17 protein-coding genes and 1 riboswitch are annotated in these 15,594 nt (G+C 59.6%); of the genes, 8 read left to right on the plus strand and 9 right to left on the minus strand.

The features are described from left to right. Positions 1 to 27 precede the first annotated feature (27 nt). Positions 28 to 936 (minus strand): uridine diphosphate-N-acetylglucosamine-binding protein YvcK, encoded by a 909-nt coding sequence (yvcK, locus tag V7Q49_RS22225; protein ID WP_333855276.1) that lies wholly within the window; start codon positions 934 to 936, stop codon positions 28 to 30. 225 nt (positions 937 to 1,161) lie between these two features. Further along, positions 1,162 to 1,296: riboswitch (molybdenum cofactor riboswitch) on the plus strand. On the opposite strand from yvcK, the gene moaA reads away from it, so the two are divergent. From moaA to V7Q49_RS22255, 6 genes are all read left to right on the plus strand, one after another. After that, on the plus strand, positions 1,284 to 2,273 hold the full coding sequence (gene moaA / locus V7Q49_RS22230) for a GTP 3',8-cyclase MoaA (protein WP_333855278.1): 990 nt from the start codon (positions 1,284 to 1,286) through the stop codon (positions 2,271 to 2,273). It overlaps the preceding riboswitch by 13 nt. Positions 2,274 to 2,292: 19 nt before the next feature. Continuing rightward, the gene (moaB, locus tag V7Q49_RS22235; RefSeq protein ID WP_333855280.1) at positions 2,293 to 2,805 is read left to right on the plus strand and encodes a molybdenum cofactor biosynthesis protein B; all 513 of its coding nucleotides are present in this window, start codon (positions 2,293 to 2,295) and stop codon (positions 2,803 to 2,805) included. A gap of 3 nt (positions 2,806 to 2,808) precedes the next feature. After that, complete coding sequence (moaC, locus tag V7Q49_RS22240) at positions 2,809 to 3,294, plus strand: cyclic pyranopterin monophosphate synthase MoaC (RefSeq protein WP_333855282.1); 486 nt, start codon at positions 2,809 to 2,811, stop codon at positions 3,292 to 3,294. Then, positions 3,287 to 3,532: a molybdopterin synthase sulfur carrier subunit gene (moaD, locus tag V7Q49_RS22245; RefSeq protein WP_333855284.1), complete on the plus strand. Its 246-nt coding sequence runs from the start codon at positions 3,287 to 3,289 to the stop codon at positions 3,530 to 3,532. The genes moaC and moaD overlap by 8 nt, the downstream gene beginning before the upstream one ends. 1 nt (position 3,533) lies before the next feature. Then, positions 3,534 to 3,986 carry a molybdopterin synthase catalytic subunit MoaE gene (gene moaE / locus V7Q49_RS22250; protein ID WP_333855286.1) on the plus strand — a complete coding sequence of 151 codons (453 nt, stop codon included), beginning with the start codon at positions 3,534 to 3,536 and terminating at the stop codon, positions 3,984 to 3,986. A gap of 58 nt (positions 3,987 to 4,044) precedes the next feature. Further along, on the plus strand, positions 4,045 to 4,749 hold the full coding sequence (locus V7Q49_RS22255) for a Bax inhibitor-1/YccA family protein (RefSeq protein WP_156263245.1): 705 nt from the start codon (positions 4,045 to 4,047) through the stop codon (positions 4,747 to 4,749). Positions 4,750 to 4,870: 121 nt separating this feature from the next. Here V7Q49_RS22255 and V7Q49_RS22260 read toward each other — a convergent pair whose 3' ends face one another. Genes V7Q49_RS22260 through V7Q49_RS22270 form a run of 3 tightly spaced genes read right to left on the minus strand, consistent with a single transcriptional unit; the run spans position 4,871 to position 7,832 of the window. After that, positions 4,871 to 5,833 (minus strand): lysylphosphatidylglycerol synthase transmembrane domain-containing protein, encoded by a 963-nt coding sequence (locus V7Q49_RS22260; protein WP_333855289.1) that lies wholly within the window; start codon positions 5,831 to 5,833, stop codon positions 4,871 to 4,873. Continuing rightward, positions 5,833 to 7,074 (minus strand): cardiolipin synthase ClsB, encoded by a 1,242-nt coding sequence (clsB, locus tag V7Q49_RS22265; RefSeq protein ID WP_333855291.1) that lies wholly within the window; start codon positions 7,072 to 7,074, stop codon positions 5,833 to 5,835. Before clsB ends, V7Q49_RS22260 begins: the two co-directional genes overlap by 1 nt. Further along, entirely contained in the window at positions 7,071 to 7,832 is a 762-nt protein-coding gene (locus tag V7Q49_RS22270; protein ID WP_333855293.1) for an endonuclease/exonuclease/phosphatase family protein, read from the minus strand. Before V7Q49_RS22270 ends, clsB begins: the two co-directional genes overlap by 4 nt. Positions 7,833 to 7,964: 132 nt before the next feature. Here V7Q49_RS22270 and V7Q49_RS22275 point away from each other — a divergent pair, with 132 nt between their 5' ends. Continuing rightward, a complete protein-coding gene (locus tag V7Q49_RS22275; RefSeq protein ID WP_333855295.1) occupies positions 7,965 to 8,375 on the plus strand; it encodes a YbhQ family protein in 411 nt (136 codons plus the stop codon). Here the strand turns inward: V7Q49_RS22275 and V7Q49_RS22280 are convergent. The 5 genes from V7Q49_RS22280 to cecR form a co-directional block, all read right to left on the minus strand. Beyond that, positions 8,337 to 9,443, minus strand: coding sequence for an ABC transporter permease (locus V7Q49_RS22280; protein ID WP_333855297.1), 1,107 nt, complete (start codon positions 9,441 to 9,443; stop codon positions 8,337 to 8,339). The genes V7Q49_RS22275 and V7Q49_RS22280 overlap by 39 nt on opposite strands. 96 nt (positions 9,444 to 9,539) lie before the next feature. After that, positions 9,540 to 10,673: an ABC transporter permease gene (locus V7Q49_RS22285; protein WP_333855299.1), complete on the minus strand. Its 1,134-nt coding sequence runs from the start codon at positions 10,671 to 10,673 to the stop codon at positions 9,540 to 9,542. Beyond that, on the minus strand, positions 10,666 to 12,402 hold the full coding sequence (locus V7Q49_RS22290; RefSeq protein WP_333855301.1) for an ATP-binding cassette domain-containing protein: 1,737 nt from the start codon (positions 12,400 to 12,402) through the stop codon (positions 10,666 to 10,668). The genes V7Q49_RS22285 and V7Q49_RS22290 overlap by 8 nt, the downstream gene beginning before the upstream one ends. Then, on the minus strand, positions 12,395 to 13,390 hold the full coding sequence (gene hlyD / locus V7Q49_RS22295; RefSeq protein ID WP_333855303.1) for a secretion protein HlyD: 996 nt from the start codon (positions 13,388 to 13,390) through the stop codon (positions 12,395 to 12,397). The genes V7Q49_RS22290 and hlyD overlap by 8 nt, the downstream gene beginning before the upstream one ends. Then, complete coding sequence (gene cecR / locus V7Q49_RS22300) at positions 13,387 to 14,064, minus strand: transcriptional regulator CecR (protein ID WP_333855313.1); 678 nt, start codon at positions 14,062 to 14,064, stop codon at positions 13,387 to 13,389. The genes hlyD and cecR overlap by 4 nt, the downstream gene beginning before the upstream one ends. Before the next feature lie 271 nt (positions 14,065 to 14,335). On the opposite strand from cecR, the gene rhlE reads away from it, so the two are divergent. Continuing rightward, positions 14,336 to 15,594 (plus strand): ATP-dependent RNA helicase RhlE (rhlE, locus tag V7Q49_RS22305; RefSeq protein WP_333855305.1); only part of this gene is annotated, 1,259 nt, incomplete at its 3' end.

Raw genomic sequence — 15,594 nt, forward strand, 5'->3', positions numbered from 1 at the left:
CCACCGGGCGTTAAAGGCCGCACAATCTCACCCCAACGCCTGCACCGCCTTCTCCAGCGCCACGCGCAGTAAATGCCGATCATGGCGGTACTTGATATCGCTCGCCTCGAGCGGCTCCTGCACCACCACCCGGCCTTCCATGCCCGATACATCAGTGCCAGGCCCGACCACCACCGCATCGATAATCTTTTTCCCGACGTACTGCTCCATCAGCGCCAGCTTAGCAGGCAGTGAAAGCCCCGCGGCGGCAGGGCTCAGCTCGCGCCCCAGATTGCCGATGTAAACCACGGGAGCGGGGGTCCGGCGCAGCGCCTGGGCCAGATCCTTGATCAACAGCAGCGGCATCAGGCTGGTATAAAAACTGCCCGGGCCGACCAGAATTAAATCCGCTTCACCAATGGCTTCCACCGCTTCACGGGTGGCCGGAACGCTGGGATAAAGCATCAGCTCTTTTGGCGGCAACACCAGCTGATCGATATTCACTTCGCCATATACTTCATGGTCGTTACTGTCGATAGCCATCAAATCGACCGGAAGTTCGGACATCGGTATCAAAAACGCATCCACTTTTAACAGGTTGCGGATTAAATTGATCGCCTCCAGAGGCCGCACGCTGAGGTGATCCAGCGCCTTTAACATCAGATTTCCGAGGTTATGTCCTGAAAGTTCGCCATTACCGCCAAAACGATACTCAAACATCGCCGAAGCGACGCTGGGTTCGGTGATGAGCTGATTTAAGCAGTTGCGCATATCACCCCAGGCGATACCCCCTTCGGAGCGACGAATGCGTCCGGTTGAGCCGCCGTTGTCGGTGGTGGTCACGATCCCGGTGAGCCGTGAACCGAGCGATGACAAGGAGGACATCACCCGGCCCAGTCCGTGGCCTCCGCCGAGAGCGACGACGCGGTCGAGATCCGCAAAAGTGCGATTGCGCATAGAAATTCCTTTATAAGACGAACGCGTTAACAGTAACTCAACTACCCCTAAATGACGATGCTCCGTCCGGGTCAAAATGACATATATCAATGCAAGATTTTGATAATGACGTATTCTGCAACGAAATAGCACGAACATGTCGATATATACAAGTTTATATAGCGAGAAACGAGAATAGCGAAACTGCTATTAACACGCTACTATCGGCATAACCACGTTTTCTTTATCGAAAACATACACTCTAGCCTTTGCGCCTGTGTCGACAGATATGGTGCTCTGGCCGTGGCGGTTTCGCCACCAGGGTACAGAAAGAAATGACTGTGCCTCCCGTATCAGGAAAGGTGTACATGGCTTCACAACTTACCGATGCATTCGCGCGTAAGTTTTTTTACCTGCGTTTGTCGATTACCGATGTGTGCAATTTCCGTTGCACCTACTGCCTGCCGGACGGCTACAAACCCGGCGGCATCACCAATAACGGCTTTCTCTCCGTGGACGAAGTGCGCCGCGTGACGCGCGCGTTTGCCGCCATGGGCACAGAAAAGGTCCGTCTTACCGGCGGTGAGCCTTCGCTGCGCCGTGACTTCACCGACATCATCGCCGCGGTTCGTGAAAACGACGCTATCCGCCAGATTGCGGTCACCACCAACGGTTATCGTCTGGCGCGCGACGTTGCCGGCTGGCGCGACGCGGGGCTGACGGCGATCAACGTCAGCGTCGACAGTCTGGATGCCCGCCAGTTTCACGCTATTACCGGCCAGGATAAATTCCACCAGGTGATGGAGGGCATCGATGCGGCCTTTGCGGCGGGCTTCGACAAGGTGAAGGTCAACACCGTGCTGATGCGCGATGTAAACCATCATCAGCTGGATACCTTCCTGGCGTGGATCAAACCCCGCCGCATTCAACTGCGTTTTATCGAGCTGATGGAAACCGGCGAGGGCAGCGATCTCTTCTCCCGGCACCACATCTCCGGCATGGTGCTGCGCGATGAACTGCTCAAACGCGGCTGGATCCATCAGCTTCGCCAGCGCAGCGACGGCCCGGCGCAGGTCTTTTGCCACCCCGACTACGAAGGGGAGATCGGGCTTATCATGCCGTATGAAAAAGACTTCTGTGCCAGCTGCAACCGCCTGCGCGTCTCGTCGGTAGGCAAGCTGCACCTGTGCCTGTTTGGCGACGGCGGCGTCGACCTGCGCGATCTGCTGGCCGATGACGCCCAGCAGCCTGCGCTGGAAGGGCGCATTTCTGACGCGCTGATGCATAAAAAACAGACCCACTTCCTGCATCAGGGCAACACCGGGATCACCCAGAACCTGTCCTACATCGGCGGGTAATCGCAAAAGGAACCAGAAGATGAGTCAGGTAAGCGCTGAATTTATCCCGACGCGTATTGCTATCCTTACCGTTTCCGAACGCCGCGGCGAGGAGGATGACACGTCCGGCCACTGGCTGCGCGACGCGGCCCACGAGGCGGGGCATCAGATCGTCGACAAGGCCATCGTCAAAGAGAACCGCTACGCCATTCGCGCGGAAGTGTCGCGCTGGATTGCCAGCGACAACGTGCAGGTGGTGCTGATCACCGGCGGGACCGGGTTTACCGCGGGCGATCAGGCCCCGGAAGCGCTGCTGCCGCTGTTCGATCGCGAGATCGAAGGCTTCGGGGAGGTGTTCCGCATGCTCTCGTTTGAAGAGATTGGTACCTCAACGCTGCAGTCGCGCGCCGTGGCCGGGATCGCCAACAAAACGGTGATTTTTGCCATGCCGGGCTCCACCAAAGCGTGTCGTACCGCGTGGGAAAACATCATTGCCCCGCAGCTCGATGCCCGCACCCGTCCGTGTAATTTCCATCCTCATCTAAAGAAGTAAGCTATGTCGCAACTGACCCACATTAACGCCGCTGGCGAAGCGCATATGGTGGATGTCTCCGCCAAGGCCGAAACCGTGCGTGAGGCGCGCGCGGAAGCGTTCGTCACCATGCTCCCCGAAACCCTGGCAATGATCATTGACGGCAGCCACCACAAAGGCGACGTCTTCGCCACGGCGCGGATCGCCGGGATTCAGGCGGCAAAACGCACCTGGGATCTCATCCCGCTGTGCCATCCCCTGATGCTCAGCAAAGTGGAAGTGAACCTGCGGGCCGAGCCGGAGCATAACCGGGTGCGCATCGAGTCATTGTGCCGCCTGACCGGGAAAACCGGGGTCGAGATGGAAGCCTTAACCGCCGCCTCGGTGGCGGCGTTGACCATCTACGACATGTGCAAAGCGGTGCAGAAAGATATGGTTATCGGCCCGGTTCGCCTGCTGGCGAAAAGCGGTGGTAAATCAGGGGATTTCAGGGCGGAAGAGCATGATTAAGGTACTGTTTTTTGCGCAGGTGCGCGAGCTGGTCAATACCGACAGCCTGACGCTGGATACTGAGTTCCCCACCGTGGAAGCGCTGCGGGCGCATCTGGCAGCGCAGAGCGACCGCTGGGCGCTGGCGCTGGACGCGGGCAAACTGCTGGCGGCGGTAAACCAGACGCTGGTGGAGTTCACTCATCCGGTTAAGCCGGGCGATGAGGTGGCCTTTTTCCCACCGGTCACCGGGGGCTAAGATGGCTGAGACCAAAATTGTTGTCGAACAGGCGCGTTTCAACGTCGGCACGGAGTACAGCTGGCTGGCGGAGCGCGATGAAGACGGGGCAGTTGTCACCTTCACCGGCAAGGTGCGTAACCATAATCTGGGCGACAGCGTGAAGGCCCTGACGCTTGAACACTATCCCGGCATGACCGAAAAGGCGCTGACGGAGATCGTCGACCAGGCGCGTGAGCGCTGGCCGCTGGGGCGGGTGACGGTGATCCACCGCATCGGCGAGATGTGGCCCGGGGAAGAGATCGTCTTCGTGGGCGTCACCAGCGCCCATCGCGGCAGCGCCTTTGCCGCGGGCGAGTTTATTATGGATTATCTGAAAACCCGCGCCCCGTTCTGGAAGCGCGAAGCCACTCCGGAAGGGGATCGCTGGGTGGAGTCGCGGGACAGCGATAAGGAAGCCGCCAGCCGCTGGTAGCCGGATTGCGGGGATGTGTTAGTCTATAACAGTGTGTCCACTTAAAAAGGAGTGCGTTATGGACAGATTTCCCCGTTCCGATTCCATCGTGCAGACCCGCAGCGGTCTGCAAACCTATATGGCGCAGGTCTATGGCTGGATGACCTGCGGATTGCTGCTTACCGCGTTTGTCGCCTGGTTTTCAGCAAATACGCCTGCCGTAATGATGTTCGTCTTTTCCAGCAAAATAACCTTCTTTGGTCTGATTATCGCCCAGCTGGCGCTGGTGTTTGTTCTGTCCGGACTGGTGCATAAGCTCAGTGCCGGGATGGCCACCACGCTATTTATGCTCTATTCGGCGCTCACCGGCCTGACGCTCTCCAGCATCTTCATCGTCTACACCTACTCCTCGATTGCCAGTACCTTCGTGGTGGCAGGCGGGATGTTTGGCGCGATGAGTCTCTACGGCTACACCACCAAACGCGACCTGAGCGGCTTTGGCAACATGCTGTTTATGGCGCTGATTGGTATCGTGCTGGCGTCGCTGGTGAACTTCTGGCTCAAGAGCGAAGCGCTGATGTGGGCGGTGACCTATATCGGGGTGATCGTGTTTGTTGGCCTGACGGCTTATGACACGCAGAAGCTGAAAAACATCGGGGAGCAGATCGACGTGCGCGACAGTTCAAACCTGCGCAAATATTCGATTCTCGGGGCCCTGACCCTCTATCTGGACTTCATCAACCTGTTCCTGATGCTGCTGCGCATTTTCGGCAACCGGCGTTAACGGCAATGCCCGGCGGCGCGTTGCTTGCCGGGCCTACGAAATCTGCCCGGCGGCGCTTCGCTTGCACGGGCCTACAAAACCCGTAGGCCGGGTAAGCGCAGCGCCACCCGGCATTACCATCTCACTTCGCCATCTGCTGCTCGTTTTTGGCCCGCAGCTTCTTCGCCCGGCTCTCCAGCAGCAGATAACAGACCGTCGCCAGCCCCAGCGGCAGGAAGTAATAGAGCATACGATAGGCCAGCAGGGCGGCGATAATGGTGCCGTGGGAAACATGTTCCCCGGCCAGCAGGGCGATAAATACCGCTTCCAGCACGCCGATACCGGCCGGAATATGGACAATCACCCCGGCGATACTGCTCACCAGCAACACCCCCAGCACGAAGAAGTAGTTCACATCCTCGCCCATCAGCAGCCAGATAATCGCCCCCATCGCCATCCAGTTACCGGCTGAAATAGCCATCTGCGCCACGGCAAAACGCCAGGAGGGGAGCACCAGCTTTTGCTTTTTGATGATCACATGACGGCGCTTCGCAAAGGCGCAGGCCCACAGGTAGACGGCGATCACCAGCAGCAGTACCACGCCGAGAATGCGCAGCGTCGTCTGATCGATGTACCAGTGATCGGGCAGTTGCACCACGCCCGCGGTAAAGATCACCCCGCCCAGCAGGATGTAGCCCAGCCAGTTGGTGGTGATGCTCAGGGAGAAGATGCGGGTGATGGTGCTGCTGGGCAGCCCCAGACGGGAGTAAAGCCGGTAGCGCATCCCGATACCGCCAACCCAGGTGCTCAGGGTCAGGTTAAAGGCATAGCAGATAAACGACACCAGCATCACCTGGCGTTTGGCCAGCTTATGCCCGCAGTAGCGCCGCCCGAGCAGATCGTAACAGCCGTACAGCAGGTAGCTCAGTATCACCAGCCCGATCGCGCTCAGCAACGACACGCGGTCATAGTCACGCATCACCTTCCAGACTTCAGTCCAGTCGACCTTTTTCGCGTAAACCACCAGCAGCACCGCAACGGCAATAAAAAATACCCAGGTGAGGATCTTTTTTGCCAGACGCCAGCGCGAATGTTTTTTGCTCATCAGGGTTTCACTCCCGTGCTACCTGCCTCGACCCGATCCTGGGTCTCCATCTCGGGCTGTACCGGCGGCGGCACCTGCGCCAGCTTGGGCGTATGGGCCGGCAGCCAGCCAACCAGCGCCGGGAAATGACGCAGGAAGTGGAACACCAGCACGCTTTTGCCCAGATTCCACCAGGTACGTTTCGGCACCATCGTCTCATCCACGCGCACGCAATCCTCGGCGATGATGGCGGAGAGATTGTCGCGCAGGGTCTGGTTGAACTGGCGATCGTGAATAATCAGGTTGGCCTCCAGATTCAGCGACAGGCTGAGGGGATCGAGGTTACTGGAGCCGACGGTCACCCAGTGATCGTCCATCAGCGCCACCTTGCCGTGCAACGGACGGCGGCGGTATTCGTAAATCTCCACGCCGCCTTTCACCAGATAGTTGTAGAGCAGGCGCGCGCCCACCGTAACAATCGGCATATCCGGCTCGCCCTGCACAATCAGCTTCACCCGCACGCCACGCCGCGAGGCATTGCGCATGGCGTGCAGCAGACGATAGCCTGGGAAGAAGTAGGCGTTGGCGATGATCACTTCGCGTCGGGCGTTAGCCAGCATCTTCAGATAGTGGCGCTCAATATCGTCCCGGTGCTCTTCGTTATCGCGCCAGACGAACAGCGCCTGGGCCTCGCCCGGCGTCACGTTCTCTTCGGCGCGATGACGTCGCTTCCACCAGCGACGCACTGCGGCCTTGCCGGGCAGGTTTTCCACGACAAACTGCAAAATATCCTGCACCACCGGGCCCTCGACCTGGACCGCATAATCCTGTTTGGCTTCCGGGCCATAGTCCGACATATGTTCAGCGGAGTAGTTAATCCCGCCGACAAAGGCCACCTGCTCATCCACCACCACGATTTTACGGTGCATACGGCGGAAGACGTTGGTGCGCATGCCAAGCAGCGGCGGGCGCGGATCGTAGTAACGGAATACCACGCCTGCCGCGGTAAGTTCCCCAACGAAGTCGTCGTCGAGATCGGGAGAGCCGTAGCCGTCGAGCAGCACTTCGATATGCACGCCGCGCTGGGCCGCACGCAGAAGAACGGCATGCAGCTTGCGGCCTACGTTGTCATCGAACCAGATAAAGGTCTCGAGGAACACCCGACGTTGGGCCTTCTCGATGGCGGCGAACACCGCCGGATAATATTGATCGCCATTTTCCAGTAACTTGATCCGGTTACCGCTTTGCCATGAACATTTCATAAATGGATCTCCGCACTTAATGGCGCATGGTCGGAGAGATGACGCCAGTTACTCAGGGCCAGCGCGGTTGGGCTGCTGGCATGGGCATTTTTGACATAGATACGATCGAGACGCAGCAGCGGGAACCTTACCGGGAAGGTGCGTGCGGGCCTGCCGTGAGCGAGGGTGAACACCTCCTCCAGTCCGGCCTCCGCCTTCAGCGGATGGCTGGCGCGCTGACGCCAGTCGTTAAAGTCTCCGGCCACGACGACCGGGTCCCCCTCGGGCAGGGCGTTGACCCATTCGGCCATCATCTGCAGCTGCGCCTGGCGGTGCGCCTCGCGCAGGCCAAGATGCACCGAGGCCACATGCAGCGGCATGGCCAGCTCCGGCACGGCTACCCGACAGTAGAGCAGCCCGCGTTTTTCGCTCTCGCCAACCGAAACATCGTGATTTTCGTAGTGTTCGATGGGATAGCGGGAGAGGATCGCATTGCCGTGATGCCCTTCGGGATAGACGGCGTTGCGCCCGTAGGCATAATCGCTCCACATGGTGTCCGCCAGAAATTCGTAGTGGCTGGTATCGGGCCAGTTTTCCACGTGTAGCGGATGGACTTCGTGCGCGCCCATGACCTCCTGCAGGCAGACAATATCCGCGCTGACGGTACGTACGGCGTCGCGCAGCTCGGGCAGAATGAAACGGCGGTTAAACGCCGCGAATCCCTTATGAATGTTGATCGTTAAGACTTTAAGCGAAAAATGCCGGGTGTGTTGGGTCATACATTCCTTCCCGCGTCACTATCCTGATGAAAATAAAGTGTAGTCGTCGTCACAAAAAGGTGCTGTGTTACGGAATTTTCCGTAAAGTGCGATAGTCTGAACAAGCAGAGTAAAATCCTTCAGGAGAGTGCCATGAAGTGGCAACAACGCATACGCGTCGCGACCGGCCTCAGTTGCTGGCAGATTATGTTGCATTTATTGGTGGTGGCCGTACTGGTGATGGCCTGGATGAGCGGAACCCTGGTGCGGGTCGGCTTAGGATTATGTGTGGTATACGGTGTAACCGTCCTGTTAATGCTCTTTTTACAGCGTCATCATGAAGCGCGCTGGCGCGAAGTGGCGGATGTGCTCGAAGAGCTCACCACCACCTGGTATTTTGGTGCGGCAGTCATTGTGCTGTGGCTGTTGTCCCGGGTCCTGCAAAACAACTTTTTGCTGGCCGTCGCAGGCCTGGCGATCCTTGCAGGGCCCGCGGTCGTTTCACTGTTAACCAAAGACAAAAAGCTACGCGATATTGCGTCTAAACATCGCGTACGCCACTGATCCCGTCACGGCCGCTATCACCAGTAGCGGCCACAAACTCCCCCACACAATATCCAGACTCGCATCCTTGAGATAGATCTGCTTGGTGATATCGGTGAAGTGCCGGATCGGGTTCACCCAGGTTAAGTTCTGCAGCCAGACCGGCATATTCTCCACCGGCGAGACATAGCCCGAGAGCAAAATCGCCGGCATCATAAAGACGAACACCCCGATAAACGCCTGCTGCTGGGTTGAGCAGAGCGCCGAGATCAGCAGCCCGAATCCCACCAGCGACAGGCCGTAAATCACCATCGTGAAGTAAAACAGCGCCAGCGAACCGGCAAAGGGGATGTGATAGGCCCAGATGCCAATCGCCAGCACGATGCTGGCCTGGAAAGTCGCAACAATCAGCGCCGGAACCGCTTTGCCGACGAAAATTTGCCAGGTTGCCAGCGGGGAGACCAGCAGCTGATCCAGCGTACCCTGTTCGCGCTCGCGGGCCACCGACAGCGACGTCACGATCATCACCCCGATGGTGGTGATCATGGCGATCAGCGACGGCACCACAAACCATTTGTAGTCGAGGTTCGGGTTGTACCAGTTGCGCACCACCAGCTCGCTATTGTTCGGTTTCGGTTTGCCCTCCATCAGCTCCTGCTGATAATTCTTCACCACCTGCTGCAGATAGTTGGCGGCAATCTGTGCGCTGTTGGAGTTACGCCCGTCGAGGATCAGCTGCATCGGGGCGGTTTGCAGGGTATCGAGGTTACGGGAAAAATCGGCCGGGAAGCGCACCAGCAGCAGCGCCTTTTGCGTGTCGATGGTGGGCTGGATCTCCTGCGGGCTGTTGAGGATCAGCACGTGGGTAAAGGCCTTAGCGCGGGCGAAGCGCTGGGTCAGCTCCACCGAATGTTTGCCGTTATCTTCGTTATAGACGGCGATGGTGGCGTTGGTCACCTCAAGCGTAGCCGCCCACGGGAACAGCAGCACCTGGATCAGCACCGGCAAAATCAGGATCGCCCGGGTTTGCGGCTCGCGCAGCAGGGACTGCAGCTCTTTGCGGATCAATGTCCATAAACGGTGAAACATAATGTCGTCCTCTTGTCGGGTGGCGCTTTCGCTTACCCGACCTACAAAATCAACGGGCCCCGTAGGCCCGGTAAGCGCAACGCCACCGGGCGCAACCTAATCTAATCGCCGTTTGGTTTTCATCCACGTCAGCCCGATAAACATCACCGCCGACGCAATTAAAAACAGCAGATTCACAATCAGCACCACCGGGATATTGCCCGCCAGGAACAGGCTTTGCAGGGTGCTGACGAAATAGCGCGCCGGGATGATGTAGGTCACCGCGCGGATCACCGCCGGCATACTATCAATCTGGAAAATAAACCCGGACAGCATAATCGATGGCAAAAAGGCGGCATTCAGCGCCACCTGGGCAGCGTTAAACTGGTTGCGGGTAATGGTCGAGATCAGCAGTCCCATCCCCAGAGTACTTAGTAAAAACAGGCTGGTGATGACGAACAGCACCAGCAGCGAGCCGCGATAGGGCACGCCGAGAATAAACACCGAGACCAGCATGCAGAGCAGCATCGCCAGCATGCCAAGGAAGTAGTAGGGGATCAGCTTGCACAGCAGCAGCTCGGTGCGCGTCACTTCGGTAGAGAGCAGCGCTTCCATGGTGCCGCGCTCCCACTCGCGGGCGATCACCAGCGAGGTGAGGATCGCGCCGATCACCGTCATGATAATGGTCACCGCGCCGGGGATAATAAAGTGCTGGCTGATGGCCGCCGGGTTAAACCAGTAGCGGGTCTGAACGTCGATCAGCGGCTCAAAGGTTTCACCCCGATCTTCCGCCCGCTGCATCTGCCACAGCTGCCAGATCCCTTCGCTGTAGCCCTGCACAAAGTTGGCGGTGTTGGGCTCGCTGCCGTCGGTGATCACCTGGATCGGGGCGGTGTCGTTCGGGCGGGCCATGCGCTCAGCAAAATCCACCGGAATGACAATCAGCCCGCGAATGCGCCCGGCCTGCATCATCTGGATCAGCTGCTGGCGATTGTCACTGACGGTGGCGTCGATATAGGGCGAGCCGGTCATGGCGTGGGTGAAGTCGAGCGCCTCTTCGCTGCGCTGCTCCAGCAGGATCCCGACCCGCAGCTTGCTGGAGTCGAGGTTAATCCCGTAGCCAAAGATAAACAGCAGCAGGAGCGGGATCACCACCGCAATCAGCCAGCTGCTCGGGTCACGCACGATCTGTCGCGTCTCTTTGATGCACAGGGCGCGCACCCGGCGCCAGGAGAGGGCGGTGTCAGACATGGCCATGCTCCTTATCCCAGTCGTTAATCAGCGAAATAAACGCCTGCTCCATGGTGGGGTCGGGCTGCTCTGCGTCCGCCACCTGAGCCTTGAGATCGTCCGGCGTGCCGTGAGCAATCAGCTTCCCGCGGTAAACCAGCCCGATGCGGTCGCAGTATTCCGCCTCGTCCATAAAGTGGGTCGTCACCATCACCGTGACCCCTTTCTCCACCATGCTGTTGATATGCAGCCAGAACTCGCGGCGGGTGAGGGGATCGACCCCGGAAGTGGGTTCATCGAGGAACAGAATGTCCGGCTCATGCATCAGGGAGCAGGCCAGCGCCAGCCGCTGCTTAAACCCGAGGGGCAGATCGTCGGTGGCGTGGCTGGCGATGCTGCTCAGGCCAAATGCCTCGCTCATGCGGGCGATCTTCTCGCTCTGCGCCCGTCCGCGCAGGCCGTAGACCCCGGAGAAAAAGCGCAGGTTTTGCTCCACCGTCAGGTTGCCGTAGAGGGAGAATTTTTGCGCCATATAGCCGAGGTGCTGGCGCGCCTTGCCGGAGCTGACTTTCAAATCCATATCCAGCACCAGCGCCTTTCCGGCGGTGGGCACCAGCAGGCCGCACATCATTTTGAAGGTGGTGGATTTGCCTGCGCCGTTGGGGCCCAGCAGGCCGAAGATTTCGCCACGTTTCACCGCAAAGTTCACGTCATCCGTTGCCGCGAAATCACCAAACTTTTTGGTCAGCGATTTGGCTTCGATCACCGTCTCGCCCGGCGTGCCTTCTACGGTATGCAGGATCGCCCCCAGCGGGGATTCGGCGGTTTCCGCGCCGCCGAGCAGATCGATAAAGGCATCTTCAAAGCGCGGGGCGGTCTCCTCGATGTGAATATCCGGCAGATCCGCACTCTGGCGCAGATCCCCGGCGCTGGCCTCTTTCTTGAGGATCACCCGCACCGATTTGCCCTGAATCATCCCGTCGCTCACCTGCGGCAGCTTAAGCACCCGCTGCAGCAGGCGGCGGTTGTTCTCATGGGGCGTGTGCAACAGCAGGCTGCGCCCGGTCATGCTTTGGGTCAGCTTCGTCGGATCGCCCTGATAGAGCAGCGCCCCTTCGTTCATCAGCAGCACGTCCCGGCACTGCTCCGCTTCGTCGAGGTACGAGGTGCTCCAGAGGATCAACATCCCGTCGCCCGCCAGCTCATGCACCATCTGCCACAGCTCGCGGCGGGAGATCGGGTCGACGCCAACGCCGGGCTCGTCCAGCAGCAGCACCTTCGGCTCTCCGACCAGGGTGCAGGCCAGCCCCAGCTTCTGCTTCATGCCGCCGGAGAGCTTGCCCGCCAGCCGGTCGGTAAAGGGCCCCAGCGAGGTAAAGTCGAGCAGGCGCTGGAAGGTCTTCTGCCGCGTTTCGCCGGTGACGCTACGCAAATCGGCGTACAGGGTCAGGTTTTCCATCACCGTCAGATCTTCGTACAGGCCGAACTTCTGCGGCATATAGCCCAGCATGGCGTGCAGGGCGCGATCGTCTTTGATGGGGTCCAGCCCCAGCACGCTGGCCGTGCCTTCATCGGGCTTCAGCAGCCCGGCCAGCATGCGCATCAGGGTGGTTTTACCCGCGCCGTCCGGGCCAACCAGCCCGGTGACGTAGCCTTTCTGCAGCGTGCAGTCGAGCGGCGCGACGGCGGGCTTGTCCATTCCGGCAAAGCGTTTGACCAGGCCGGAGAGCTGGATCACCGCGTCATTCATGGGCTTGCTCATTATCGAAGCTGACGGTCACCGGCATCCCCTGACGCAGGGAATCGTCGGCATCGTTGACGATAATGCGCAGACGATAGACCAGGTCAGTGCGCAGATCCGGGGTTTCGACGGTTTTCGGCGTGAATTCGGCTGTCGGGGAGACAAAGCCGATTTTGCCGTGATAAGGCTTGTCGGGGCGGCCGTCGGTGTAAAGCAGCACCTCGCGCCCCGGTTTAGCCTCGCCGAGGCTGGCTTCATTGACGTAGGCGCGCACCCATACCGGGCGGGTCAGGGAGAGGGTCAGCACCGTGCTGCCCGCGTTCAGCATGCTGCCGGGCTCGACGGCGCGGGTCAGCAACGTGCCGTTGGCCGGGGCTACCAGGGTGGTATCGTGCAGATCCAGCTGGGCCTGCGCCAGCTGGGCCTGAGCCTGTTCGAGGCTGGCTTTGGCCTGGGCGATATCCTGCTCACGGTTACCGGAGCGGTACTGGCGCAGTTTGTCCTGGGCGGATTTCAGGGTCGCCTGGGCCTGATCGCGCGAGGAGCGGGCGTTCTCCAGGTCGTTGGCCGACACGGTGCGGCTTTTCCACAGCCCCTGCTGACGGTTATAGAAGTTCTGCGCATATTCCGCGGCGGCCTGGGCCTGCTTGACGGCGGCGGCGGCCTGGGCCACCTCTTCATCACGGTAGCCCGCCTGCATGAGATCGTATTGCGCCTGGGCCACGGAGACGCCCGCCTGGGCCTGCATCAGGGCGTTCTGATACGGGGCTTTGTCCAGCTCGCCCAGCGTCTGTCCGGCGACGAGGGTATCCCCTTCGTCCACGGTTAACGACGCCAGCCGTCCGCCGACGCGAAAGCTCATATTCACGGTGCGGATATCAACGTTGCCGTACAGGGTCAGCGTTTTATCCTGCTGGCTCTGATACCACCACCAGCCGCCGAATCCGGCGGCCAGTACCACCACCGCGGCCAGAAGAACAACAACCGATTTTTTCATAACTCCAGGCTCCTTTGGGTTAAACCTTGCAGGATCAGATCAACATGGCAGGTGATGACCTGGCTTATCTGCGCGGCTTTGTCCGCATCAAATTCGGTCCAGCCGGTGCGTAACAGAATGGTTTCCCGCCCGAGGCGAAAGGCGAGTACTTCGCCCAGCAGGGCATGGGTATGCAGGATGGTCTCCGTGTCGCTGGCGTCCCGGCCGGTATAGGCCGCCACCAGCCGGGTCAGGTGGGTGTGCATCGGGGCGATAACCTGATCGTGTACCAGCTGGTAAGCGGCGGAAGGCGAGAGCTGCTCCCGCGAGATAAACTTGCTCAGGTTCAGCGTGTCGTCATGGGTGAGCAGCTGAATCATGTTGTTGCAGGCGGTTAAAATCAGTTCGCGGATAGCGGCGCGATCCGGCGTGGGCTCGTCCAGCAGGGCGGTGGCCGCCTCCACGTGAGGGCGAAAACGGGTGCCGATGAAGTCGGCGATCCACTGGGCGCAGGCGAGGTACAGATCCTCTTTCGAGCCAAAATAGTAGGTAATGGCGGCGATGTTCTGCCCCGCCTGGGCGGCGATATCGCGGGTGGTGGCATGCAGTCCGTATTCGCCAAACTGTGCCAGCGCGGCGGCAATCAGCTGGTTTTTGGCCTGCTCGCCTTTGGTGGTGGTCGGGATCGGATTCATAGTGGCCATAAAAATTAATCAATCGATTGATTAAGATTATGACTGTTTTTTGCGCTTGTCCACTCTGGTTGTGTGCTTTTGCGCCGGGCGGCACGGCGTTTGCGCGGCCTATGTAATAGCGTAAATACGCCACTTAGCGGGATATTTTATGCGCCATGTCACAAAAGCTGCTACACTCCGCTGCTTCGCGACACCGTGGTTTTTGTCCTTCTATTTGTCATTATCTCCCTGAAAACTACACCTGAAATGGTCGGGGCGGTTCGGAGTTGTTATGTCTTTTGATACCCTTGGCCTGAACCCGGAAATCCTGCGCGCAGTGGCGGAGCAGGGCTACCGCGAACCTACCCCTATTCAGCAGCAGGCCATTCCTGCCGTGCTGGCTGGCCGCGACCTGATGGCCAGCGCCCAGACCGGCACCGGTAAAACCGCTGGCTTTACCCTGCCGCTGCTGGAGCGCCTGATTCAGAAAGAGTCGCACGCCAAAGGCCGTCGCCCGGTGCGCGCCCTGATCCTGACCCCGACCCGTGAACTCGCCGCCCAGGTGGGTGAGAACGTGCGTGAGTACAGCCGCTATCTCAACATCCGCTCGCTGGTGGTGTTCGGTGGCGTCAGCATTAACCCACAGATGATGAAACTGCGCAGCGGCGTGGACGTGCTGATAGCGACCCCGGGCCGTCTGCTCGATCTGGAACACCAGAACGCCGTGAAGCTCGACAGCGTGGAAATCCTGGTGCTCGACGAAGCCGACCGCATGCTCGACATGGGCTTCATCCACGATATTCGCCGCGTGCTGGCAAAACTGCCTGCCCGCCGCCAGAACCTGCTCTTCTCCGCGACCTTCTCAGATGAGATCAAAGGCCTGGCGGAAAAACTGCTGCACAACCCGCTGGAAGTGGAAGTGGCGCGTCGCAACACCGCTTCCGAGCAGGTGACCCAGCATGTACACATGGTGGACAAAAAGCGTAAACGCGAGCTGCTGTCGCAGATGATTGGCGAAGGCAACTGGCAGCAGGTGCTGGTCTTCACCCGTACCAAGCACGGCGCAAACCACCTGGCAGAACAGCTGAACAAAGACGGGATCCGCAGCGCGGCGATCCACGGCAACAAGAGTCAGGGCGCACGTACCCGCGCACTGGCCGACTTTAAGTCCGGCGATATCCGCGTGCTGGTAGCGACCGACATCGCCGCCCGCGGTCTGGATATCGAAGAGCTGCCGCACGTGGTCAACTACGAGCTGCCGAACGTGCCGGAAGATTACGTCCACCGTATCGGCCGTACCGGTCGCGCGGCGGCAACGGGCGAAGCGCTGTCGCTGGTCTGTGTGGATGAAATTAAACTGCTGCGCGACATCGAACGCCTGCTGAAGAAGGAGATCCCACGCATTGCCCTCGAGGGTTATGACGTGGATCCGTCAATCAAAGCCGAGCCGATCCAGAACGGTCGCCAGGGTGGCGGTCGTGGTCAGGGCGGTGGACGCGGGCAGGGCGGCGGCGGCCGTGGTCAGCAGCAGCCGCGCCGTAGCGAAGGCGG

The sequence above is a fragment of the Leclercia sp. genome, assembly GCF_036780805.1.
Classification (GTDB): Bacteria; Pseudomonadota; Gammaproteobacteria; order Enterobacterales; family Enterobacteriaceae; genus Enterobacter.